This is a genomic window from Mesorhizobium shangrilense (genome assembly GCF_028826155.1).
In the GTDB taxonomy this organism is placed as follows: domain Bacteria; phylum Pseudomonadota; class Alphaproteobacteria; order Rhizobiales; family Rhizobiaceae; genus Arvimicrobium; species Arvimicrobium flavum.
Map to the genome: position 1 here is coordinate 1,459,319 of NZ_JAQGPN010000001.1, position 22,678 is coordinate 1,481,996.

Below are 22,678 nucleotides of genomic sequence, written 5' to 3' on the forward strand. Positions count from 1 at the left end.
AGGACTGAAGGAGTAATCCTATGGCACACAAGAAAGCTGGCGGTTCATCGCGCAACGGTCGTGATTCCGAATCCAAGCGCCTCGGCGTGAAGAAGTTCGGCGGCGAGAAGGTTCTCGCGGGCAACATCCTTATCCGTCAACGCGGCACCAAGTGGCACCCCGGCGTCAATGTCGGCATGGGCAAGGACCATACGCTTTTTGCGCTCGAGCACGGCGCAGTCGCATTCAGCAAGAAAGCCAACGGCCGAACCTACGTATCGGTCAATCCGATCATGGACGCAGCGGAGTAGCCGGTATCCGCACTTCAACACCGGCGCCCCATCTCGGGAACCGGTGTCTGGAGCGAAGAATCCAGGAAAGGATCAGGGGAGATGGGTCGCCATCTCCCCTTTTTATTTTTCTTTGACTGGAGGATCACATGGTTGCCGAAACGGAAGACACCGAAGACGAAAGTCTGCGGATCGAACGTCCGATCCTGAAGACGGAGCGCATGGTCATGCGCCCGCCGCACGAGGGCGACGTCGCGGCGCTGGCCGAACTGGCGGACAATCGCGCGATCGCCGAGATGGTGGCCCGCATGCCGCATCCCTATGGCGAGGCGGAAGCCCGTGCGTTCGTCGCCATGGCGTCGCGCCCGAGCCAGGCCGGCGCGGTCTACGCGCTTACCCTGGCGGGCTCGGGCGAACTGGTCGGTTGCGCCGGGCTGAGCGCTACCGAGCGCGGCCTCGAACTGGGCTACTGGGTCGGCGAACCATACTGGAACAAGGGCTACGCCACCGAGGCGGCGCACGCGCTGGTCGATCTCGCCTTCCGGGCGACCTCGATCCATGTGCTGCACGTCGCCTGCCGGGTCATCAATCCGGCATCGCGGCGCGTCGTCCACAAGTGCGGGTTCCAGTATGCCGGGCAGGGGATGATCGATTCGATCGTCGCCGGCCGGGTTCCGGTCGAGCGCTACCGGCTCGACCGCAAGGCCTGGACCAGCCTGCGCAACTGGGCGCGGCTATAGCTGCGGCTGAAGGCCGGCGGCAGGTGGACATGCCCATCAGCCGCCGCCCTTCCATGGCGTGAGGCGCGGCACCCAGCCGGGCACCGCCATGCGGTAGGCCTCGTATTCGGCGCCGTATCGCGCAGCCAGGACGGGCTCCTCATAGAAGCGCACGAAGGCGGCCATCGCCGTCCCGACCGCCGCAGCGTAGGCTGCCAGCGGCCACCACGCGAAGATCAGCGCCTGCCCGAGGATGATACCGACAACGGCGACGTACATCGGATTGCGCACGTGGCGGTAGACGCCGCCGACCACCAGCTTGTCGGTGGGGGCGACGGGTGCCGGCGTTCCCCTGCCTTCCAGCGCGAAGCGTGCGAAGGCGTGCAGCAGGAAGGCGAGCCCCGCGGCGACAAGCAGCGCGCCGGGCGCGGCCAATGCGGACCCCGCCAGCGGCCGCTCGTAGCCGCCGGTCATCAGCCAGGGGACGAGGCCCGCGACGACGCCCGGGGCGGCAAGGAAGAAGGCGGCGCTGCCCAGGATGGCGGAAGGCGTCTTCATGCGGGACCTCAAGGGAGTGGATCGCGCGGGTGGCCGGCCGGCCATGCGCGATATTATCCGGCAGGCGATCGGAAGCCACGCATTTCCTTCGCCACCGCGCAGCTGCCCCGCGGCGGCCACGGCCGAAGCGAGGCAATTCAACACTCGCGCTTGCGTCGCCCTTGCGGTAGAGCAGGCAGCAATCAGATCAAAGTCAGACCGTCCAGCCGCCATGAAATTCCTCGACCAGGCCAAAGTCTACATCCGCTCCGGTGACGGGGGCGCCGGCTCGGTGTCGTTCCGCCGCGAAAAGTTCATCGAGTTCGGCGGGCCGGACGGCGGCGACGGCGGCCGCGGCGGAGACGTGTTCGCCGAGGCGGTCGACGGGCTGAACACGCTGATCGACTATCGCTACCAGCAGCATTTCCGCGCCAAGACCGGCGTTCACGGCATGGGCCGCAACAAGACCGGCGCCAAGGGCGCGGACATCACGCTCAAGGTGCCGGCGGGAACGCAGATCTATGAGGAAGACAACGAGACGCTGATCGCCGACCTGACGGAAGTCGGGCAGAAAGTCCGGCTGGCGGCCGGCGGCAATGGCGGCTTCGGCAACCAGCATTTCAAGAGCTCGACCAACCAGGCGCCGCGGCGGGCCAATCCGGGGCTTCCGGGTGTAGACAAGGCGATCTGGCTGCGCCTCAAGCTGATCGCCGACGCCGGGCTGGTGGGGCTGCCCAATGCAGGCAAGTCGACTTTCCTTGCTGCGGTGACCGCGGCCAAGCCGAAGATCGCCGACTATCCCTTCACGACGCTGTATCCGGGTCTCGGAGTCGCTCGCGTCGATGCGCGCGAGTTCGTGCTGGCGGACATCCCGGGCCTGATCGAAGGCGCCCACGAGGGCGTCGGCATCGGCGACCGCTTCCTCGGCCATGTCGAGCGCACGCGGGTGCTGCTGCATCTGGTCTCGGCGCAGGAGGAAAATCCAGGCAAGGCGTACAAGACGGTGCGGGCCGAGCTTGCCGCCTATGGCAACGGACTGGCGGAAAAGCCGGAGATCGTCGCGCTGAGCCAGGTCGATACGCTGGACCCCGAGACGCGCAAGAAGAAGGTCGCTTCGCTGAAGCGCGCCGCCGGACGGGCGCCGATCCTGTTGTCCGCGGTGACGCGGGAAGGCGTCGAGGAAGCGCTCAGGGCGCTCATCGGCGTGGTCGAGGAGGCGCGGGGGGCGGAAGCCCCTGCCCATGAGGACGAGCGGTGGCGGATCTGATCGCGATGGCCGCATCGACTGCGACCCCCCTCTGGCCTTTTTGCGAGATCGCATTCGCATGACAACTCTATCGCTCCAGAAATATCGCCGCATCACCGTGAAAATCGGGTCGGCGCTGCTGGTCGACCGTGGTTCCGGGCTGAAGCGCGACTGGCTGACCGCATTGGTGGACGACGTGGCCGACCTGATCGAGGGCGGGGCCGAGGTGCTGGTCGTTTCCTCCGGGGCGATTGCGCTTGGCCGAACGATCCTCGGGCTTAAGCAGCGCGCCCTGAAGCTCGAGGAGAGCCAGGCGGCGGCGGCGGTCGGGCAGATCGCGCTGTCCAGCGCCTGGTCGGACGAACTCAACCGCAAGGGACTCCGCTCGGGGCAGATCCTGGTGACGCTCGGCGACACTGAGGAGCGCCGCCGCTATCTCAATGCGCGCGCCACCATCTCGACGCTGCTCAAGATGGACGCCGTGCCGATCATCAACGAAAACGATACGGTGGCGACCACGGAAATCCGCTACGGCGACAACGACCGGCTGGCGGCCCGGGTCGCCACAATGATGGGCTCGGACCTCCTGGTGCTGCTGTCGGACATCGACGGGCTCTACACGGCCTCGCCTGCCGTCGATCCGAACGCGAAATTCATCCCGGTCGTGGACCGCATTACGCCTGAGATCGAGGCGATGGGCGGCGGCGCCGCGTCGGAACTGTCGCGCGGCGGCATGCGCACGAAACTCGACGCGGGCAAGATCGCCACGCTGGCGGGGACCGCGATGATCATCGCATCCGGCACCCGGCTGAACCCGCTTTCCGCAATCGAGCGGGGCGAGCGCGCGACCTTCTTCAAGCCGAGCGCGCGGCCGGTGAAGGGGTACAAGACCTGGATCGCCGGCAATCTGGAGCCGGCCGGGCGGCTCACCGTCGATGCCGGCGCGGTCGGCGCGCTGATGTCGGGCAAGTCGCTGCTGCCGGCCGGGGTGAAGCTCGTCAGCGGGACGTTTTCGCGCGGCGACACGGTTGCGGTGCTGACGCCGGACGGCCATGAGGTCGCCCGCGGGCTGATCGGCTACGACTCGGCGGATGCCGTGCGGATCGCCGGGTTGAAGACGGCTGAGATCGAAGCGGTGCTGGGCTACCAGTCGCGCTCCGCGATGATCCACCGGGACGATCTGGTGCTGGGAGCGGTTGCGGCCGAATTGCCTGCCGCCGGTTGAGTTGCCGTTGCGTCCTTTGCGGTGTAAGCGGGCAGTCGATCGAATGCCTGCGAGGCGCATATGCTGACTGCCAATGAGAATTCCCGCGAAGACACTGCCGCGCTGATGGCCGCCATCGGCCGCAAGGCGAAGGCTGCCGCGCGACCATTGGCGGTGGCTTCCGCGGAACGCAAGCACGCCGCCCTGGTGGCGATGGCCGACGCCGTCATCCGCAACCAGGACGCCATTCTCGACGCCAATGCGCTCGACATGAGGAACGGCGAGGAGAGCGGCCTGTCGTCCGCATCGATGGACCGGCTGAACCTGACGCCCGCCCGCATCCGCGACATGGCGAACGGCATCCGCGCCATCGCCGACCTGCGCGATCCCGTCGGCGAGGTGATCGCCGAATGGGATCGGCCCAACGGCCTTCGCATCGAGCGCGTGCGCACGCCGCTCGGCGTCATCGGCGTCATCTACGAGAGCCGGCCCAACGTCACGGCGGATGCCGGAGCGCTCTGCCTTAAGGCCGGCAATCCGGTCATCCTGCGCGGCGGCTCGGACTCGATCAATTCATCGCTCGCCATCCACGCCTGCCTGGTCGAAGGGTTGAAGGCCGCAAAACTGCCCGCGGAAGCGATCCAGCTGGTGCCGACCACGGACCGCGCCGCCGTCGGCGAGATGCTGAAGGGGCTTTCGGGCAATCTCGACGTGATCGTGCCGCGCGGCGGCCGCAGCCTGGTCGAGCGCGTCCAGAACGAGGCGCGCGTGCCGGTCTTCGCTCATCTGGAAGGGCTGTGCCACGTCTACATCGACCGTTCGGCCGATCTCGACATGGCGGTGAAGGTCGTCGTCAACGCCAAGATGCGGCGCACCGGAATCTGCGGCGCGGCCGAGACGCTGCTGATCGACCGCGCCGTGGCCGGGACGCACCTCGTGCCGATCCTCGATGCGCTCGCCAAGGCGGGCTGCGAAATCCGCGCCACCGATGAGGTGCGCTCGGCGTTCCCCACGGCAAAGCCGGCGAAGGAGCAGGATTGGGCGACGGAGTATCTCGACGCCATCATCTCGGTGAAGCTGGTCGACGGCATCGGCGAGGCGATCGAGCACATCGAGACGCACTCTTCGCACCATACCGAAGCGATTATCGCCGACGACGCGTCGGCCGTGGAACGCTTCTTCAGCGAGATCGACTCGGCCATCCTGCTGCACAACGCCTCCACCCAGTTTGCCGATGGCGGCGAGTTCGGCATGGGGGCGGAGATCGGCATCGCGACCGGCAGGATGCATGCGCGCGGACCCGTCGGGGTGGAGCAGCTCACCTCGTTCAAGTATCGCGTGCGCGGGGCAGGGCAGGTGCGGCCATAGCCGAACGCCCGCTCCACCAGGGGGAGATGTCCGGCAGCATGCACGGGGCTGATCGGAGTGATGCATCGGCGGGGGGCGCGACCCTCCTGTCCCGCTACCTTCACATGCCGCACGCCGAGAAGGGCATGCAGGTCGGCCTGTTCGGCGGATCGTTCAACCCGCCGCATGCCGGCCACGCGCTGGTCGCGGAGATCGCGCTGAGACGCCTGGCGCTCGACCAGCTCTGGTGGATGGTCACGCCCGGCAATCCGCTCAAGAGCACGCGGGAACTCGCGCCGCTCGCCGAACGGTTGAGGCTGTCCGAGGTCATCGCGGAGGATCCGCGCATCAAGGTGACAGCCTTCGAGGCGAGCTACAGCGTGCGCTTCACGGCCGACACGCTGGCCCTGGTCAAGAAACGCAACCCCGGCGTGGATTTCGTCTGGATCATGGGTGCCGATAATCTCAGCGATTTCCACCGCTGGCAGCGGTGGCGCAAGATCGCGACGACCTTTCCGATCGCCGTGATCGACAGGCCGGGGTCGACGCTCTCGTTTCTGTCCTCGGTGATGGCCAAGACCTTCGACCATGCGCGGATCGACGAAGCCGACGCGCCGCGGCTCGCCCACATGAAGGCCCCGGCCTGGACCTTCATCCATGGCCCGCGCTCCTCGTTGTCGTCGACCGCACTGAGGGAGAAGGCGAAAGGAGAGATGGATTCCGCATCCGAGACGCCGTCGTCTCCGTTACGAAAGGCCAGATGATGCGGCTTGTCCGAAGCGCGGCCTCTACTGACGCACGGGTTCCGGCGCATCTCGGTGGCGATGCTGCGCCGGGCTGGGCCGTTCTGGCGCGTCGTCCTGCTGCGCCGGAACGTTGGCAGCTGGCGAGAAGGGCGTGCCGGCCTGCTTTAGCCGCGTCAGCGCGCGCCGCATCAGGTCGATCTTCACCCCCCAAAAGTCCTTGTTCGAAGTCCAGTAGCGCAGGCTGATCGCCATTGAGGCGTCAGTCAGATTGCTGATGAAGGCGCTGGGCGCAGGCAGCCTGCTGACGCGCGGATCCGTTGTTGCCAGGTCAACGAGCAGTTTCATGGTGGCGTCGAGGTCGGCGGCGTAGGACAGGTTGAACGTGATGTCGCTGCGACGCGTGCCGTTGCGGCTCGCGTTTCGCACCGGCTCCTTCCAGAGCTTCGAATTGGGCGCCAGGATATAGCTGCCGTCCGCCGCGCGCAGCCGCGTGGCGAACAGTCCGATTTCCTCGACATCGCCGGCAATGGCGCCAACCTCGATGGACTCCCCGATCCGGAAGGGCCGCAGGATCAGCAGCATGATGCCCGCCGCGATGTTCTGCAGCGTGCCCTGGAGCGCAAGACCTATCGCCAGGCCGACCGCGCCGATGGCGGCGATGATGGACGCCGTCTGCACGCCGAATTGCCCCAGCACCATCACCAGGACCAGGGCGAGGACGACGTAGCGCGCGAGCTGCGAGAAGAAGTTGCGCAGGGTGGCGTCGAAACCGTGGATGTTGCCGAGTCCGGCCCTTATCCCCCTCTCGACGAGACCTGCGGCCAGATAACCTCCGATGATTAGCACGATCGCGCCTATCACCGAGAAGGAGTATGCCACCGCGAGCGCCGAGAGTGCTCCCCAACTGCTCTGGAGGCTCGCCCACGCTGCGTCCAATTCCATGAAGCTTTCCTCGTTTTCTTGGAGGTTGCTAAACCGATCGGGCACAAAAGGGTTCCGGAACACCCTTCGGACGTCTTGAAACTGGCAGGGAACTCTGCCTATGTTCGTTGTGCATCGCGGGAAGCGATGATTTGGTTGTCCGGATCGAAAGGAAAGACGCTGAGAACAGCACTACGGAAGAAGGCGGATTCTCTGCCTTCGCCGGCTGGGATGAGCCGCGAACTGGATGCGTCCCAAGCCATTGAAACGGTCCTGGCCAGTCTTGAAGACTCGAAGGCCGAAGATATCGTCTCCATCGACATCAGACGCAAATCGTCCCTGGGCGACTACATGGTCGTGGCCTCCGGGCGATCCCATCGTCATGTCGCGGCCGTGGCCGAGCACCTGATCAAGGCTCTCAAGGATGAGGGTTTTGGGCAGGCGCGGGTCGAGGGGCTGCCGAGCGCCGACTGGGTTCTGATCGATTCGGGCGATGTCATCGTGCATGTTTTCCGACCCGAAGTGCGGGAGTTCTACAACATCGAAAAGATGTGGCAGGCGCCCGACCTCGAGGACGAAACGGTCCACTGATCGGGATGCCGCGCGGCTGACGTCGCCGGAGCGCGAATGAAGATTCATGTCCACGCCGTGGGCCGCATGAAGGCTGGCCCCGAGAAGGAGCTTGCCGAGCGCTATCTCGACCGGTTCGCCAAAGCGGGTCTGCAGCTCGGCTTCGATTTCGCTGGCGTGGCGGAGCTGATGGAAAGCCGGGCGGCGTCGCCTGCGGAACGCCAGCGCGAGGAGGCGGAACGGCTGAATTCGCAGTTTCCCGCGGGTTCGGCGATCATACTCCTCGACGAGCGCGGCAAGAACGTCTCTTCGCAGCAGTTTGCCGATCGGCTGGCGGGCTTCCGGGACGCCGGTCACAAGGCGCTGGCCCTGGCCATCGGCGGCCCCGACGGACATGCCGCCGGCCTGCGCGACAGGGCGGACTTCGTCCTGTCCTTCGGCGCACTCACCTGGCCGCACCAGCTGGTGAGAATCATGCTGGCGGAACAGCTCTACCGGGCCGTCACGATTCTGTCCGGCCACCCCTATCACCGGGCCTGACAAGCAAGCCGAATTCAGACACATTGCGTTGCGATGCTTTTGCCTCGCGGAACCGCTTCGGTATGGTTGACAGTTCGTTAACGAAGGGGCCGCTAGGATCGTACGCCGCTCAATTCCGAGACGCATTCGCTTGATGACGAGACAGAAGCCGAGGCTGGTTCTGCCGATCGTCCTGGCGCTGGCATTGCCAGCGGCGGGAGGGGTGGATGTCGTGCGGGCCGAACAACCCGATCTGACCGCCTCCCCCGATCTGACCGCCTCCATCGAAACCCGCCGTCAGGTGGGACTGGCGGAGTACGAGCGGGTGTCTCGCGAGATAACACTATCCAGCGAGAAGCTGGCCGAGCTTGCCGCCGACATCGCAACCGTCAAGAAGGAAAGCGTCGCGCTGACGGCGGCGCTGATCCAATCGGCCAAGACCGAGAAGAAGTTCTCAGAGGATATCGAGGAGATCGAGGCGCGCCTGTTCACCCTCAAGGAGCAGCAGGCGCAGGCCCAGCAGTCATTGGCCGCGCAGCGCGACGTGATGGCCGACGTGCTCGGCGCGCTGGAGCGGATGGGACTCAATCCGCCGCCCGCCATCCTGGTCCGGCCGGAGGACGCCCTCTCCTCTGTGCGTAGCGCCATCCTGCTAGGGGCGGTGGTGCCGGAGCTGCGGGAACAGACCGACGTGCTGCTGGCCGATCTCCAGAAGGTATCGCGGCTCGCCGCATCGATCGCGGCGGAACGCGACGGGCTCAAGGAGGCGGTCTCCGCCCAGCTCGTGGAGAAGCGCAAGCTGGAGATCCTGATCGAGGAGAAGCGGCGCCTGCGGCACGAGAGCGAGGCTTCGCTTGCGGAGGAACGCAAGAGAGCCGCCGAGCTGGCCCTCCAGGCCGGCAGCCTGAAAGAGCTGGTCGAAACGCTGGAAGCGGAAGCCAAGAAGGCGCAAAAGCAGACGCCTGCGCCCGCCCCCGACGCCCAGACCGAGCAGGTGGCGATGCCGCTGCCCGACGCCAATCTGCTACTCGGACCGGCGCCCTTCGATACGCTGCGGGGGCAGGTCGCAACCCCGGTTTCCGGCCGCTTCGTCAAGCGTTTCGGCAAGGCCGACGATAACGGCGGCGTGATGCTTGGCGACACGGTTGCGACACAATCCGACGCGATAGTCACCGCTCCGGCGGACGGTAGCGTACTTTATGCGGGGCCTTTCCGGTCTTATGGTCAACTCTTGATCCTGAACGTGGGCAGCGGCTATCATGTCGTGCTTGCCGGGATGAGCAGAATCAATGTTGCTCCGGGCCAGTCCGTCTTGGCGGGTGAGCCGGTCGGAGCAATGGGAGATGCCAGGGTGGCCAGCGCGGACGGGAGCGCGATTGGAAATGCCGGCCCGGAACTCTATATCGAGTTCCGGAAAAACGGGAAGCCAGTCGATCCGGCGCCTTGGTGGGCAAGTCGTCTTTCTGGAAGGACAGGAAATGATACGTAAGTTGTCGCTTCTGTTTGCGGGCGCGCTCATGGGCGCCACGGCCATGGGTCTCGTCTATGGAGCGGCCGGCATTCCTGCGAATGCGGCGGGATCCGAGACGTATCGCCAGCTTGCCATCTTCGGCGACATATTCGAGCGCGTGCGCGCCCAGTATGTGACGCCGCCTGACGAGAAGACGCTGGTCGAAAACGCGATCAACGGCATGCTGACGTCGCTCGATCCGCATTCGTCCTACCTCAACCAGGAAGCCGCGAAGGATATGCGGGTCCAGACCAAGGGCGAGTTCGGCGGCCTCGGCATCGAGGTCACCATGGAAAACGAGCTGGTCAAGGTGATCACCCCGATCGACGACACGCCGGCCGCCAAGGCCGGGGTGCTGGCCGGCGACTACATCTCCAAGATCGACGGCGAGGAGGTTCGCGGCCTGACGCTGAACGACGCTGTCGAGAAGATGCGCGGTCTCGTCAACACGCCGATCAAGCTGGAGATCCTGCGCGAGGGCGCGGACAAGCCGATCGAGCTGACCATCGTGCGCGACATCATCAAGGTGAAGGCGGTGAAGTACCGGGTCGAGGAAGACATCGGATACATGAAGATCACCTCGTTCACCGAAAAGACCTATGACGACCTGCAGGACGCGATCACCAAGATCAAGACCGAGATTCCGGCGGACAAGCTGAAGGGCTATGTGCTCGACCTTCGCCTCAATCCGGGCGGGCTGCTCGATCAGGCGGTCAGCGTTTCGGACACCTTCCTCGATCGCGGCGAGATCGTTTCGACGCGTGGCCGCGATCCGAAGGACATTTCGCGCTTCGATGCCCGCTCGGGCGACATGATCGACGGCAAGCCGCTGATCGTGCTGGTCAACGGCGGCTCGGCGAGCGCCTCCGAAATTGTCGCGGGCGCGCTGCAGGACCATCGCCGGGCGACGGTCGTCGGCACGCAATCCTTCGGCAAGGGATCGGTGCAGACCATCATCCCGCTGCCGGAGAACGGCGCGCTGCGGCTCACCACGGCGCTCTATTACACGCCCGCGGGCAAATCGATCCAGGGCAAGGGCATCACGCCCGACATCAAGGTCGACCAGCCGCTGCCTGACGAGCTGAAGGGCCGCGACGTCAGCCGTGGCGAATCCGATCTCAAGGGTCACATCAAGGGCGTCGAAGAGAGCGATGACGGCTCCGGCTCGGCAGCCTACGTGCCGCCGGACCCGAAAGACGACCTGCAGTTGATCCACGCCGAGGAGCTGCTGCGGGGTCTGAAGACCGATCCGGCCTTCCCGCCGAATCCTGAGAAGGCGGTTTTCAACCAGTAAGCTCGAGGCGGCCGGAACGGGGCGGCCGCCGGTTCGAAGCGCGTATCCGCCGCGGCCGGTGCTTCGGCGGGCTCTCGCAAGAGTCTGTTCCGCCGAAAGAGGGGGCGGTTTGTCGCTCGCGAACAAGGACCTCGATCGTCCGCTCGGCCAGCCGACATCACCCCGGCCGCCGCGTTCCCCACGCTTTTCCTTGCGGATGCGGCCCGTTCTGATGGCGGTGGCGGCGCTGGCGATTGTCGGCATCTCCGGCGTCATTGCCGTGCAGGACCGCGGCTTTCGCAATCCGTCGGTCGTCGCGATCGCCACGCCGGAGGCCAAGGAACCCTCCGCAGCGCCGGGCGCAGCTGCGGCTCCTCCCAAAAAAGCGGGTGAAGCTGCAGCCGGTCGCGTCACCAGGGAGGACGTCCAAGACGGTCCCTCTATCATCAGGGTATCGCCTCCCGACGCGGCCGAGAGTAGCGGGCAAGGAGTCATTGTCATCCGCGATCCATCCGCCATGGGGCAGGATCTGCGGGTCGCCCACCTGCCGGACCGGGCGCTCTTGTCACAGTCCGAGGCTGGCGCGCTCCCGGTGCGCGCCGCCGACGGACGGCGTCCGTTCGACGTCTATGCGCGTGCCTGGTCAGGCGCGCGAGGCGCCCGGGTGGCGATCGTCATCGGCGGGCTGGGATTGTCGCAGACAGGGACGCAGGCTGCCATCGAGCAACTGCCGGGGGAGGTGACGCTGGCGTTCGCTCCGCAAGGCAACAGCCTCGACCGATGGATGCAGGCGGCGCGTAGGAAGGGGCATGAACTCGTGATGCAGGTGCCGCTGGAGCCCTTCGACTATCCGAATGTCGATCCGGGCCGCAACACGCTGACCGTGGCGGCAGACGCGGACGAGAACGCCCGCAAACTTCACGCGTCGCTGGCGCGGACCACCAATTATACTGGCATCATGAACTATATGGGCGCACGCTTCGTCGCCGATCAGAGCGCCATGGAGCCGCTGATGGAGGAGCTTGGCGAGCGTGGGCTTCTCTACCTCGACGACGGCACCTCGGCGCGCAGCACGGCGGCTGACCTCGCACTCAAGAACCGCGTTCCATTTGCCGCCGCCGATACGACGATCGACGGCGCGCGCGACCGCGGCTCGATCCTGAAAAAACTCGATGAACTGGAGCGGATCGCCCGTGCGCAAGGCTTTGCCCTTGGCGTCGGCTCCGCATTCGAGGACACTGTCGCTGCGGTGACGTCCTGGGTTGCCGAGGCAAAGAAGCGCGGGATCGAGATCGTCCCCGTTTCCGCGGTGGCGACCGACCCCGAGCAAGGCTGATTCCGCCATGACAAAGTCCCGGAAGAGGATCGATCCCGAGAGCCTGCCCTATCGCCCCTGCGTCGGCATCATGGTGCTGAACAGCCAGGGACTGGTCTGGTGCGGGCGGCGCATCGCCGAACCGGACAGCGAGTTCGAAAACACCGAGATGCGATGGCAGATGCCCCAGGGCGGCATCGATGACGGTGAGGATCCGCTCGAGGCGGCACGGCGCGAGCTATACGAGGAAACCGGCATGCGCTCGGTCGCGCTGATCGGCGAGGCTGCGCGATGGATAAATTACGACCTTCCGGCGCATCTCGTGGGTGTGGCGTTCAAGGGCAGGTATCGCGGACAGACCCAGAAGTGGTTCGCGTTCCGCTTCGAGGGCGACGAGGGCGAGATCCAGATCGATCCGCCGCCCGGTGGACACAAGCCGGAATTCGACAACTGGGCCTGGACCGAAATGAACGATCTTCCCGGCTTGATCGTACCTTTCAAGCGCGCGGTGTATGAGCAGGTCGTCGCCGAATTTGTTCATCTGACTGCTGGGACGCCGCGCTGACGCACGGTCCGGGACTACACGATCTCGTAGTTGGCCTCCGGAACGAAAAGCCGGTAGGAAACGCGGCCGCTCGCCAGGTCGAGCGTTGCGCTGCCGTCAAGGGCAGCCGGGACGACGCGCTCGAGCGCCACGCTTCCGAAGCGCTTTTCATCTGCCGGCCGGGCCGGCGAAATTCGTTCCTTCCAGATGATCTCGAGGCCGGAGCGTTCGCCCTTGTGGGCGAGGACGACCTCGATGTCGATATGGCCGTCGAGATGCGCCAGGGCGCCGTAGCTGACGGAATTGACGGCCAGCTCATGCAAGGCAAGGCCGATATAAAGCGTCGCATTGGGGTTGAGGTAGGGGCTTTCGCCCTTCATCCGGATGTTCTGCCGCGGATCCGTGCAGTAGCGACCGACCTGATTCTTGGCGAGTTGCTGGAGGTCGGCGCCCCGCCAGTTCGACAACGTCACAAGATCCTGCGACGAGGCGAGCGATTGAATTCGACCGCGGAAGCGAGCCACGAAGGTGTCGATCGTCTCTGAATAGCGGCTTGTCTGGCTGGCAATGCTGAGGATGATCGCAAGCAGGTTCTTCGACCGGTGGCTCACTTCGCGCAGCAGCGCCCGCAGGGTCTGCTCGCGGCGCCTCTGGTCGGTGGTTTCTACCGAAGTGGTGACCAGCCCGACCGTGCGGTTCTGCTCGTCACGGTCTGCGTCGATCCAGACAACGAAGCAACGTACTCCATCGTTCGTCCGCAGTTGCAGTTCGACGGCCTGCTGTTCGCCGGTCGTCAGGACTCCCGTTCGGGCGTCAGCCAGCTGCCGACGGCCTTCCGGCCCGAGCAGCTTGCTGTCCTCGGTCCCCGAGAAGGGATTTCGCGACCACGGTGAGGGGACGTTGAGCGACCACATCTCGTTGCCGGCGACGTCCTGGTAAAGCACCGAAACGTCAGCGTTGGAGATTGCCCGCCTTAGGCTCCTGGAGAATGCAGGCCCGCGCCGGAGTCCGGCGCCGGGATTCTGGACTGATGTGCGCGATCGTTCGTCCGTCATCTCTGACCACTCTGAACTTCTGCGGCTGAACGTCGACGGAGGGCGCCCGTTCCTCCCATTGGCAAAAAGGCTCACCCTGAAAAAGTTCCGCCGGGCGACGGATTCCGAAGAATCACGAGCCCGGCGGCCACCGAAAGCCGGTTGAGGGGTGCGGCTCCCGGTTTCGAAGCCCGGCCTTTCGGCCGGGACTGTTACGAAGCCCGCCTGAAAAGTCCGGCGATGAGAGAAATCACCAGGAAGGCCAGGAAGATGAAGAACAGTATCTGGGCGATACCGGCCGAGGTCCCCGCAATACCGCCGAAGCCAAGTGCGCCGGCGATGACCGCAATCACCAAGAAAACAAGGGTCCAATACAGCATCACAGCTCTCCTTCGCGTTTCCAAATGAACGCGAGAACTCTCCCTGTAGTTCCATGCGATGTCTTGGTATTTACATGAAAAAACATGGATTGGCTCAAGCTGCTGCCGCACGGGCCTGGCGGTCGAAGAACAGCGCCTGGCTGATCAACGCCTTGACCATGTCGGGATTGAACGGCTTGGTGACGAGGAAAGCCGGCTCCGGCCGCTCGCCGGTGAGCAGGCGCTCAGGAAACGCGGTGATGAAGATCACCGGCACCGAGGCCGTAGCCAGGATCTCGTTGACGGCATCGATCCCCGAGCTGCCGTCGGCCAGCTGGATGTCGGCCAAGACGAGCTTCGGGTTGGTCTTCTCGAACAGCGCCGTCGCCTCCTTGTGGGTGCGCGCGGTGCCCACGACCCGGTGCCCCAGGCTCTCGACCATCTCCTCGATGTCCATCGCGATCAGGGGTTCGTCCTCGATGATCATGACATCGGTCGCGACCTGGCGCGAAATTTCGACGCTGGCCTGCGACAGAAGTTGCGCAAATTCGTCGGGGTCGGCGTCCAGGATCTCGGCCGCCTCGTCATCGCTAAAGCCTTCGACGGCGATCAGCAGGAAAGCCTGGCGCTGGCGCGGTGCGAGCGAGGACAGGTTCGCCGCGGCGCGTCGCTCCCACAGAGCCGCAGGCGTCTCGTGGGGTATTCGCAGGGCCACCGATGTGAAGAGCTTGGCGTAGAGCTTATAGAGCGCCACCCGCTCATTGGATGCGTCCGGAAAAACCGACGTATCGGCAATGATTGCTTCAAGGGTGGCTGCAACCAGTGCGTCTCCGCTCGTCTGGGAACCCGATACTGCTCGCGAGAAGCGTCGCAGAAACGGCAGATGCGGCGCAATTCGTGCTGACAAATTCATTGGAAAGCGTCTCCCTCACAGGACGTTCAAGGCTGATACTAGAGTAGACATACGTCCGCTACCCAACGATTCCAGCCAAAAAAAGTTCCCGACGCGGCGGAACTAAATTAGGAAACCGGCGTTCTTGGCCTGGTCGGACCACGGGCCGAACAAGAAGCACGCGAACGGATGGTCCAGAAATTGATCGGTTTGCAGGGCGTTGGGATAGGGCGGATGGATAGAATGACAAAACCAGTGGGCGCTGGCCCGAATTCACTACGGAGGGACAGGCGCGCCGAGCCATTGGGGGCCAACAGCGAGATAGCCCGGAAACTAAAGCAATATTACGACGATCTTGTCAGCGACGACATTCCCGATCGCTTTGCGGAACTGCTTGCTCAGCTCGAGCAGGCTGAACGGCCCCAAGGCAAGGATTGAAGCGATGGCGGTGTCTCCCGGGTTTAAAGCGGATCTGATCGCCGCGATACCAAGCTTGCGCGCGTTCGCAGTCTCGCTCTCGCAGAATGCCGACAAGGCCGACGACCTCGTCCAGGAGACCCTGGTCAAGGCGTGGGACAAGCACCAGAGCTTTCAGATGGGCACGAACATGAAAGCCTGGCTCTTCACCATCCTGCGCAACGAATTCTACTCCCAGATGCGCAAGCGGGGCAGGGAGGTCCAGGACACTGATGGCGCGATGACGGCGAGGCTGGCGGTGCATCCCAGTCAGCAGGGCAAACTCGACCTGCAGGATTTCCGCGGGGCGCTGGAGCAACTCCCGGAAGATCAGCGCGAAGCGATCATCCTCATCGGCGCCTCGGGCTTCTCCTATGAGGAGGCGGCCGAGATTTGCGGATGCGCGGTCGGCACGATCAAGAGCAGGGTGAGCCGCGCGCGCACCCGGCTGCAGGATATCCTCAAGGTGTCAGGCGAGGCCGAGTACGGACCAGATGCGATATCTGCCCAGGTGATGGGGTCGTCAGTTGTTGCCTGAGCTCAGCCCTATGGCGGCGGTGAGCGCATCAATGAGGTCCTGTCCGCTGTAGGGCTTTCCGACAATGGCAATGTCGGGGAATGCGGCCGCTATGTCGTCTCTGTCGGTATAGCCGGAGGCGAAGATGAAGGGGACGCCGTTCTGACGGAGGCTGTCCGCGAAGGACAGCGTGCTCTCCCCACCCAGCATCACATCGATGATCGCGGCGTCGTAGTTGGCGCCGCCGTCGAGCGCCTCGATCAGATTTTTACAGATGACGACATCGGTTGCGCCGTGGTCGCGGCAAAGCTGTTCCACATCCATCGCAATCAAGAACTCGTCTTCCAGAACCAGCAGGCGCGCACCCGCCAAGCGAAGATGGGACAATGTAGACTCCGGAGCAATTGACAGACACTTGTTGCCTCGGACAACCGCTTCGTCATTTAAAAAAGACACAGGCTGCGCGCAACAACCAATCTATGAATTGGTCTGAACCAGGCGAACAGAGCCTCTGAGGGGATGCTCACGATGAGAGACCGGCGCGACAGACCCAGGAACGTCAAGCAGGTGCCCTGCGAGAAGTGCCCGCTCCGTCCGTTGCCGATATTCAGGGAGTTCGAACGGTCCGAACTCGACTTCGTCAGCACCTTCAAACGGGGCGAGCTTTTCGTTGAGCGGGGCGCGACAGTGCTGCTGGAGGGAAGCCACAGCGCTCACCTCTACACGGTGCTCTCGGGCTGGGGCTTCCGCTACAAGCTTCTGCCCGACGGTCGCCGGCAGATCCTGAACTATCTGGTGCCGGGCGACCTGATCGGCCTCCAATCCAGCCTGCTGGGCGTCATGGAGCACTCGGTGGAGGCGCTTTCGGCCATGGTGCTGTGCGTGTTCGAACGGGAAAGGCTGAGCGAGCTCTACGAGAACTTTCCAGGCCTGGCGTTCGACGTCACCTGGATTGCATCGCGTGAAGAGCAGATGCTTGACGAAAACCTGCTGAGCGTCGGGCGCCGCAGCGCGGTCGAGCGCGCCGCATATGTGCTCGCTTTCCTCGGCGCGCGCGTCCGTTCGCTCGGCCCCGAAGCGGCGGGACCCATCACGATTCCGATCACCCAGCAGCACATTGCCGACACGCTCGGCCTGTCGCTTGTCCATACCAACCGGACGCTCAAGAAGCTTGCCGATCGCCGCCTCATTTCCTGGCGGGACGGGGCATGCGAAGTCAGGGATCCTGATGCCCTGGCGGCTATCGCGCGCTGGAGCGGGCTCGGCGAGAGCCGTCGTCCACTGATCTGAAGCCCGTTATGCGGGCCCTGATGGTGCGGTGTGCAGGTAGTGAGAGCCAGTCGACGCCCGGCAGGATGTTGCGGACGACAGCGTAGAGGATGAGAAGCGCCGGGATGGCGATGAAGCCGCCCAACGCGCCCCACGCCCAGATCCAGAAAGCCAGCCCCAGAAGGACGATGAACGGATTCATCGTCATCGTCCGGCCGATCACCAGGGGGGTGACGAACTGTCCCTCGATCGTATTGATGACGAGGTAGATCGCGGCCGGCAGGAGGCTGCCGCCCACCGTGTCGAATTGGGTCAAACCGATGACGAAGAGAAGCACCGTCACGAAGGCGGGGCCTATGAAAACGATGAAGTTCGCGATGGCTGCCACCGCCCCCCAGAGGATCGCCGAGGGGACGCCGATCAGCCAGAGCCCCAGCGCGAGGCTGGCACCTTCCGCCAGATTGATCAGCGCGATCGACAGCAAGTAGCGCGATACCATGGACTCGACGTCCCTGAAGATGTGCGCGACACGCCAGCGCAACCGGCGGCTGAAGCACAGCGACAGGATCGCGGCGCGGGTTTCATGGCGTGTCGCAACGAAGAAGTACAGGCTGGCGAAGAACAGCAGGATCTGTCCCAGAAGCGCCGGCGCCAGCGTGGCGAAGCTCTCCACCGGCACGCCCTCGTCGACGGTGACCTTGAGACCGGCGCTCCCGGTTACCTCTCGCAGTTCGTCGCGGATGCCGCCCAGCGCGTCCAGGGGCCCTTTCAGGTTGGACAGTTGCTGCTGGAGTTGCGCCCAGAGCTGGGGCAAGCGGTCGATCCAGAACGACAAGGGCGCGGCCACCACCGCCGCAAACGCGCAAACGATCGCGATGAACAGCACCGCGACGAGAAGGGCTGAGAGACCGCAGGGGACACCCCTCCGTTCCAACGCGGCCGCGATCGGCCCCAGCATCAGACCGACGACAATGCCGAGCGTGATCGGGGCCAGTATGTATTCACCCGCCTTGAGAGCGAACACGAAACCTATGATGCCGAGGAAAACGGTCGCCACCTGCGCTGAGCGCGTCAGCAGAACTTCGGCGTTTGATTTCAGCGGAAGCCGGACGACCGGCGCCTTCTTAGCAGTCCTGTCGGACATTTCGATCCCCTGCGGCACGCGATTTAAACGATTTGCGTCGGCCACGGTTCCAGGGATCTCAGGGTTGGCGAGCGGGTCGTCGGTCCGATAGGCCCAAGGCTGGCCTCAGGCAGCGGGCGATTCCAGCGGCAGCGAGATTTCCGCGCGGACGCCGTCCGGCAGGAACTCGTGCTTCACCTTGCTGGCGAGGATCTTGTCGAGGCTGCGGCGGATGAGAATCGAGCCAAACCCGCTGCGGTCCGGCTCCGATACCTGGGGGCCCCCGCTTTCAACCCAGGACAGCACGATACGCCGGTCGTGGGCGGGGCCACGCAACTGCCAGGCGACGTCGACGCTGCCTTCGGGAACCGACAAGGCGCCGTATCGCATTGCATTGCTTGCCAGTTCGTGGAGGATCAATCCCAGCCCGACCGCCGCATCCGGCATAAGCCAGACCGCCGTTCCCGTCAGGTGGATCCGCGACGCGCGGGCGTCATCGAAGGGTTGCACCTGCTGCAGAATGAGTTCGTGCAGATCTATTCCGCGCCACTCATAGTCGGACAGGAGACCATGGGCGCGACCCAACCCTTGAAGTCTCGCGCTGAAGGCATCGAGGAAGTCGCGCGGCTGGCGCGCGTGGCGGACGGTCTGCGATGCCAGAGCCTGCACAGTAGCCAGCGTGTTCTTGACCCGGTGGTTGAGCTCCCGCAGCAGTCGGCGTTGGCTCTCCTCGGTGCTCTTGCGCCCGCTGATGTCATAGCTCACTCCGATGACGAGCCGGGGCTTGCCGTCGGCGTCTCGTTCGATGACGCGGCCTCGCGTTGCCAGCCAGCGTGCGGGGCACACGCCCCTGACACGGTACTCGCCGGCATAGTCGTCGTCGACTTCGATCGCCTTCATCAGTTCCCGGTCGCTCTGCCGCAGGTCGCGCCGGTCTATCGAGAAGAAAAGGTGGCGCGCCTTTACCCGGGTGGCCGGCTGAAGATTGAAAAGCTGCGGTAGCAGCGCGTCGCAATCGACCATGCCCGACCGCACGTCCCATACCCAACTGGCGATGGTGGCGGCTTCGAGCGCGAGCTTGTGGCGCTTTTCGGCGCGAACCAAGGCGGCCGCGGCGATGCTGCCCTTGCGGGCGTTGTCCTTCAGGACGAAGAGACTTGCAGCCAGCGCGGCAAGTTGCTCCAACTGCACGACCGCGGCAGGATCCGGCAGCGGATGCGGGTCCTCGTTGATGACGCACAAGGTGCCGATCTTCTGCCCGTGCACGATGATGGGCGCCCCCGCATAGAAGCGGACGCCGCCTTCTCCGGACGGGGTTGCGGAGTCCGGGAAACGTGGGTCGCCCAGCGCGTCCGCCACCACCAGAATCTGCCCCTCCGCCGTGATCGCGTGGGCACAGAACGAGAAGCAGGTGGGGTGTTCGCGCCCTTCGAGCCCATGGCTGGACTTGAACCACTGCTTGTCCACGTCGATGAGGCTGATCAACGAGACAGGGGCGTTGAACCCGGCGGCGGCCAGTGCCGTGAGCCGGTCGAAATCCGGATCGCTGCCACCGTTCAGCAGGCTGATGCGGCTGAGGACCTCCCTGCGCGCAGGATCGGCGATCCGCTGCGCGACGTGCGGCGGAAGCGCGGCGAAGGGTGATGCGCCCAGCTGTCTCAGTGTACCCAGACCCATTTCACACTCGTTACCCCAAAACCTCTCTCCTGCCGAATCCTGGTGCGGGAGGAACCATCACCTGCGAGACGCATTGTCCGCAATCGGGGGCTTCAGCCGACACATGTGAGGATGACCATGGACCAGAAAACGATTCCGCCGGAGAAAGCGCGGCAGGGCAGGCGGGGCTGGCACGTTCTCGCGATTCTGGTGGTTGGGTTGGCGCTCGCGCTGGTCGCCTGGTATGCGGCGGAATGGAGCGCCCCTCCGGTAACGCCGCCCGCGGAGGGAACGGCGAACTGACCACGTGGTGGGCGGGCGTCGACGCCGCAGCGCGCTGCGTGCTTCCGGCTCCTGCAGGCGAAGCCGTATCTAAAATCTTCCCGATGGCAGGATTGCTGCGCGGATGTCGCGCCGACCGCATCGATTGAGACGCCATGTCCCTCTTTGCTGAGCTTTACCGTGGAATGACGCCAGGCCCGCTCAGCCCTCTCCAATTACCCTCTCAAGGGCAGCACCACGTCGGCGGAACGTCCCAATCCGCGAAATGTTCCATCGGTCGCGTGGAAGATTTTGAACGGCAGACGCGGGACATCAACCCGCCCTGATCCTTTCCCCCGAGCGGAACAACACGGGCATGTCGACGTTGTCAAAGGGTCGAAGCCGCGCCCGGCCTTCGCTTGGATGGTTCGGGTCGGGCGCGGCATGCACGAAGTTTACAAGGAGTAGGTTATCATGATCCGCAATCTCTTGGCCACCACGGCTGTCGCGACCCTTCTGGCCACCGGCGCGATGGCTCAGGAAAGCACGCAGCCCGCGCCCGCCATGCCGGCGCAGAACGAGACCATGCCTGCCGACACCATGAAGGCGCCGGCCGCGGTCCAGCCTGCGTCCGGACATCTGGCGACGAACCTGATCGGTGAGAACGTCTACAACGGAACCGGCGACCAGGCGCAGAACATTGGCGACGTCAATGACATCGTGATCAGCAACGAAGGCATGGTCGAAGCCGTCGTCGTCGGCGTCGGCGGATTCCTCGGCATCGGCGAAAAGAACGTCGCCGTCGACTACAAGCAGATGAACTGGGCCGAGCAGAACGGCGACCGCTGGCTGGTGATGGAGACCACGAAGGAGGCGCTGGAGTCGCTCCCGAACTTCGATCGCAGCGCCTATGAGCCGGCAGCCCCTGCCACGGCGACCGACACAACAACCCCGGCGCCTGCCGACCAGACCGCGACCGCTCCGGCCACGCCTGTCGCGCCGGCTGACCAGGCTGCCCAGGCGCCTGCGCCTGCCGACCAGACGGCCCAGGCTCCGGCCCCGGCCGACCAGAATGCCACCGAAACCGACACCATGAAGACGGGCGCCATCGACAAGTCGACGCTCAACCCGTTCGATACGTCGAACGTGCGCGCCGAGGACCTCATCGGTACCACCGTCTACGGCGCTGAAGACGCGAATGTCGGCGAGATCGGCGACGTCGTCATGACGCCGGACGGCAAGGTCGACGCCATCATCATCGACGTTGGCGGGTTCCTTGGCGTCGGCGAGAAAGAGGTCGCCGTCGGCATGGACAAGCTGGCCTTCCTGACCGACAAGGACGGTAACAAGTACCTGTACACGGCGTTCACCAAGGAGCAGCTCGATGCGGCTGCGGCCTATGACAAGAGTTCCTGGGCCGAGAAGCGCGACGAGCAGCGTCTGATGGTTCAGTAAATCGCTGTCTGACAGTACGTCGAAAGGAAGAGCCCGCGCATCGCGCGGGCTCTTCTGCTTTGATCAGGACTCGGTTCGCTCGCTGGCCGAGTTCACTCCTTGCGGGGCGATCCGCTCAGCCGCGCGAGCATGCCGCCGTCGACCCGCACCACCTCGCCAGTGACGAAGGAGGCCGCGTCGGATGCCAGAAACGCCACCACCTCGGCGATCTCTTCCGGACTCCCGATGCGGCCGAGCGGATGCATGTGATTCAGCGTGTCCCAGATGGCGTCCGGATTTTCATTGAGCGCTACGGAGGCGCGAAGCATGGGCGTGTTTATGGCCCCCGGGGCCACCGCGTTCACGCGCACGCCGAATGGCGCGTAGTCGACCGCCATGGAGCGGGCCATGCCGATCAGCCCGTGCTTGGCCACCGAATAGGCCAGCACGCCTTCCTGGCTGGCGAGGCCCTGGACCGACGCCATCAGAACGATCGATCCGCGGCTCTCGCGCAGCATCGGCATGACCGCCTGGGACAGCAGGTAGGCAGCCTTGAGGTTAACGTCCATCACCTCGTCCCAGCCCTCCTCGGTCGTCGTCTCGACGGTGCCGTAGCGCTGGATGCCGGCGTTGTGGGAGAGGATGTCGAGCCCGCCGAATTTTTCCTTCGCAAGGTCTGCGGCCGCGACGCAGGCCTTCCGGTCGGCGACGGAGCCGACGACGGTATGGACCTGTGCGCCCTGCTCGGCGAGCGAAGAGGCGACGTCATTCAGTGCGTCCTCGGCTAGGTCGAGGAGGGCGAGCGATGTCCCATCCTGCGCCAGGCGTTCTGCGACCGCCCGGCCGATGCCCATCGCCGCACCCGTCACCAGGGCGCGCTTTGCTGTGCCGTTAGCCATTTCCGTCCCTCCGGATCACGTCGACCTCCCACTTTGTCCGCTGCGCGCGCGGCGCGGC

The 22,678-nt window shown here is 64.8% G+C and carries 26 protein-coding genes; 17 read left to right on the forward strand and 9 right to left on the reverse strand.

The features are described from left to right. Positions 1-20 precede the first annotated feature (20 nt). Together rpmA and PD284_RS07210 are read left to right on the forward strand one after the other, a co-directional pair. Positions 21-290, forward strand: coding sequence for a 50S ribosomal protein L27 (gene rpmA, locus PD284_RS07205; protein ID WP_274627534.1), 270 nt, complete (start codon positions 21-23; stop codon positions 288-290). 128 nt (positions 291-418) lie between these two features. Continuing rightward, the gene (locus PD284_RS07210; protein WP_274627535.1) at positions 419-1,009 is read left to right on the forward strand and encodes a GNAT family N-acetyltransferase; all 591 of its coding nucleotides are present in this window, start codon (positions 419-421) and stop codon (positions 1,007-1,009) included. A 36-nt stretch (positions 1,010-1,045) separates the two neighbouring features. Here PD284_RS07210 and PD284_RS07215 read toward each other — a convergent pair whose 3' ends face one another. Continuing rightward, positions 1,046-1,546, reverse strand: a complete 501-nt coding sequence (locus PD284_RS07215; protein ID WP_274627536.1) for a methyltransferase family protein — start codon at positions 1,544-1,546, stop codon at positions 1,046-1,048. A 211-nt stretch (positions 1,547-1,757) separates the two neighbouring features. On the opposite strand from PD284_RS07215, the gene obgE reads away from it, so the two are divergent. The 4 genes from obgE to PD284_RS07235 all read left to right on the forward strand — a co-directional run bounded on the left by obgE (position 1,758) and on the right by PD284_RS07235 (position 6,086). Next, a complete protein-coding gene (gene obgE, locus PD284_RS07220) occupies positions 1,758-2,792 on the forward strand; it encodes a GTPase ObgE (protein ID WP_274627537.1) in 1,035 nt (344 codons plus the stop codon). Between the two features lie 58 nt (positions 2,793-2,850). After that, positions 2,851-3,996, forward strand: a complete 1,146-nt coding sequence (gene proB, locus PD284_RS07225; protein ID WP_274627538.1) for a glutamate 5-kinase — start codon at positions 2,851-2,853, stop codon at positions 3,994-3,996. Between the two features lie 60 nt (positions 3,997-4,056). Next, the gene (locus PD284_RS07230; protein WP_274627539.1) at positions 4,057-5,343 is read left to right on the forward strand and encodes a glutamate-5-semialdehyde dehydrogenase; all 1,287 of its coding nucleotides are present in this window, start codon (positions 4,057-4,059) and stop codon (positions 5,341-5,343) included. 104 nt (positions 5,344-5,447) lie between these two features. Beyond that, positions 5,448-6,086 carry a nicotinate-nucleotide adenylyltransferase gene (locus PD284_RS07235; RefSeq protein WP_274630562.1) on the forward strand — a complete coding sequence of 213 codons (639 nt, stop codon included), beginning with the start codon at positions 5,448-5,450 and terminating at the stop codon, positions 6,084-6,086. 24 nt (positions 6,087-6,110) lie between these two features. Here PD284_RS07235 and PD284_RS07240 read toward each other — a convergent pair whose 3' ends face one another. After that, positions 6,111-7,010 carry a mechanosensitive ion channel family protein gene (locus PD284_RS07240; RefSeq protein WP_274627540.1) on the reverse strand — a complete coding sequence of 300 codons (900 nt, stop codon included), beginning with the start codon at positions 7,008-7,010 and terminating at the stop codon, positions 6,111-6,113. Between the two features lie 192 nt (positions 7,011-7,202). Here PD284_RS07240 and rsfS point away from each other — a divergent pair, with 192 nt between their 5' ends. The 6 genes from rsfS to PD284_RS07270 all read left to right on the forward strand — a co-directional run bounded on the left by rsfS (position 7,203) and on the right by PD284_RS07270 (position 12,741). Beyond that, complete coding sequence (rsfS, locus tag PD284_RS07245; protein ID WP_274630563.1) at positions 7,203-7,580, forward strand: ribosome silencing factor; 378 nt, start codon at positions 7,203-7,205, stop codon at positions 7,578-7,580. A gap of 36 nt (positions 7,581-7,616) precedes the next feature. Beyond that, complete coding sequence (gene rlmH, locus PD284_RS07250; protein ID WP_274627541.1) at positions 7,617-8,099, forward strand: 23S rRNA (pseudouridine(1915)-N(3))-methyltransferase RlmH; 483 nt, start codon at positions 7,617-7,619, stop codon at positions 8,097-8,099. Positions 8,100-8,232: 133 nt separating this feature from the next. Further along, on the forward strand, positions 8,233-9,567 hold the full coding sequence (locus PD284_RS07255; protein ID WP_274627542.1) for a murein hydrolase activator EnvC family protein: 1,335 nt from the start codon (positions 8,233-8,235) through the stop codon (positions 9,565-9,567). Continuing rightward, a complete protein-coding gene (locus PD284_RS07260; RefSeq protein ID WP_274627543.1) occupies positions 9,557-10,882 on the forward strand; it encodes a S41 family peptidase in 1,326 nt (441 codons plus the stop codon). Before PD284_RS07255 ends, PD284_RS07260 begins: the two co-directional genes overlap by 11 nt. 109 nt (positions 10,883-10,991) lie before the next feature. Then, positions 10,992-12,197, forward strand: coding sequence for a divergent polysaccharide deacetylase family protein (locus PD284_RS07265; RefSeq protein ID WP_274627544.1), 1,206 nt, complete (start codon positions 10,992-10,994; stop codon positions 12,195-12,197). A 7-nt stretch (positions 12,198-12,204) separates the two neighbouring features. Then, entirely contained in the window at positions 12,205-12,741 is a 537-nt protein-coding gene (locus PD284_RS07270; protein ID WP_274627545.1) for an RNA pyrophosphohydrolase, read from the forward strand. A gap of 14 nt (positions 12,742-12,755) precedes the next feature. Here the strand turns inward: PD284_RS07270 and PD284_RS07275 are convergent, their stop codons facing one another. From PD284_RS07275 to PD284_RS07285, 3 genes are all read right to left on the reverse strand, one after another. Next, the gene (locus PD284_RS07275; protein WP_274627546.1) at positions 12,756-13,664 is read right to left on the reverse strand and encodes a sensor histidine kinase; all 909 of its coding nucleotides are present in this window, start codon (positions 13,662-13,664) and stop codon (positions 12,756-12,758) included. A gap of 302 nt (positions 13,665-13,966) precedes the next feature. Then, positions 13,967-14,134 carry a DUF1328 domain-containing protein gene (locus PD284_RS07280; protein ID WP_274627547.1) on the reverse strand — a complete coding sequence of 56 codons (168 nt, stop codon included), beginning with the start codon at positions 14,132-14,134 and terminating at the stop codon, positions 13,967-13,969. A 94-nt stretch (positions 14,135-14,228) separates the two neighbouring features. After that, a complete protein-coding gene (locus PD284_RS07285; protein WP_274627548.1) occupies positions 14,229-15,026 on the reverse strand; it encodes a response regulator in 798 nt (265 codons plus the stop codon). A gap of 222 nt (positions 15,027-15,248) precedes the next feature. Here PD284_RS07285 and PD284_RS07290 point away from each other — a divergent pair, with 222 nt between their 5' ends. Together PD284_RS07290 and PD284_RS07295 are read left to right on the forward strand one after the other, a co-directional pair. Continuing rightward, positions 15,249-15,443 carry a NepR family anti-sigma factor gene (locus PD284_RS07290; RefSeq protein WP_411956256.1) on the forward strand — a complete coding sequence of 65 codons (195 nt, stop codon included), beginning with the start codon at positions 15,249-15,251 and terminating at the stop codon, positions 15,441-15,443. Between the two features lie 4 nt (positions 15,444-15,447). Beyond that, on the forward strand, positions 15,448-15,999 hold the full coding sequence (locus tag PD284_RS07295; RefSeq protein ID WP_274627549.1) for an RNA polymerase sigma factor: 552 nt from the start codon (positions 15,448-15,450) through the stop codon (positions 15,997-15,999). Here PD284_RS07295 and PD284_RS07300 read toward each other — a convergent pair. Further along, the gene (locus PD284_RS07300; RefSeq protein WP_274627550.1) at positions 15,985-16,365 is read right to left on the reverse strand and encodes a response regulator; all 381 of its coding nucleotides are present in this window, start codon (positions 16,363-16,365) and stop codon (positions 15,985-15,987) included. The two genes, PD284_RS07295 and PD284_RS07300, sit on opposite strands and share 15 nt — an antisense overlap. Before the next feature lie 141 nt (positions 16,366-16,506). Between PD284_RS07300 and PD284_RS07305 the strand changes: the two genes are divergently transcribed. After that, complete coding sequence (locus PD284_RS07305; protein ID WP_274627551.1) at positions 16,507-17,268, forward strand: Crp/Fnr family transcriptional regulator; 762 nt, start codon at positions 16,507-16,509, stop codon at positions 17,266-17,268. Here the strand turns inward: PD284_RS07305 and PD284_RS07310 are convergent. Together PD284_RS07310 and PD284_RS07315 are read right to left on the reverse strand one after the other, a co-directional pair. Next, a complete protein-coding gene (locus tag PD284_RS07310; protein WP_274627552.1) occupies positions 17,219-18,391 on the reverse strand; it encodes an AI-2E family transporter in 1,173 nt (390 codons plus the stop codon). The two genes, PD284_RS07305 and PD284_RS07310, sit on opposite strands and share 50 nt — an antisense overlap. Positions 18,392-18,496: 105 nt before the next feature. Beyond that, positions 18,497-20,047, reverse strand: coding sequence for a sensor histidine kinase (locus tag PD284_RS07315; RefSeq protein ID WP_274627553.1), 1,551 nt, complete (start codon positions 20,045-20,047; stop codon positions 18,497-18,499). A 117-nt stretch (positions 20,048-20,164) separates the two neighbouring features. Here PD284_RS07315 and PD284_RS07320 point away from each other — a divergent pair, with 117 nt between their 5' ends. Both PD284_RS07320 and PD284_RS07325 read left to right on the forward strand, forming a co-directional pair. Continuing rightward, positions 20,165-20,329: a hypothetical protein gene (locus tag PD284_RS07320; RefSeq protein WP_274627554.1), complete on the forward strand. Its 165-nt coding sequence runs from the start codon at positions 20,165-20,167 to the stop codon at positions 20,327-20,329. 432 nt (positions 20,330-20,761) lie between these two features. Beyond that, complete coding sequence (locus PD284_RS07325; RefSeq protein ID WP_274627555.1) at positions 20,762-21,742, forward strand: PRC-barrel domain-containing protein; 981 nt, start codon at positions 20,762-20,764, stop codon at positions 21,740-21,742. A gap of 92 nt (positions 21,743-21,834) precedes the next feature. On the opposite strand, the gene PD284_RS07330 is transcribed toward PD284_RS07325, so the two are convergent. After that, a complete protein-coding gene (locus PD284_RS07330; RefSeq protein WP_274627556.1) occupies positions 21,835-22,620 on the reverse strand; it encodes an SDR family NAD(P)-dependent oxidoreductase in 786 nt (261 codons plus the stop codon). Between the last annotated feature and the right edge of the window lie 58 nt (positions 22,621-22,678).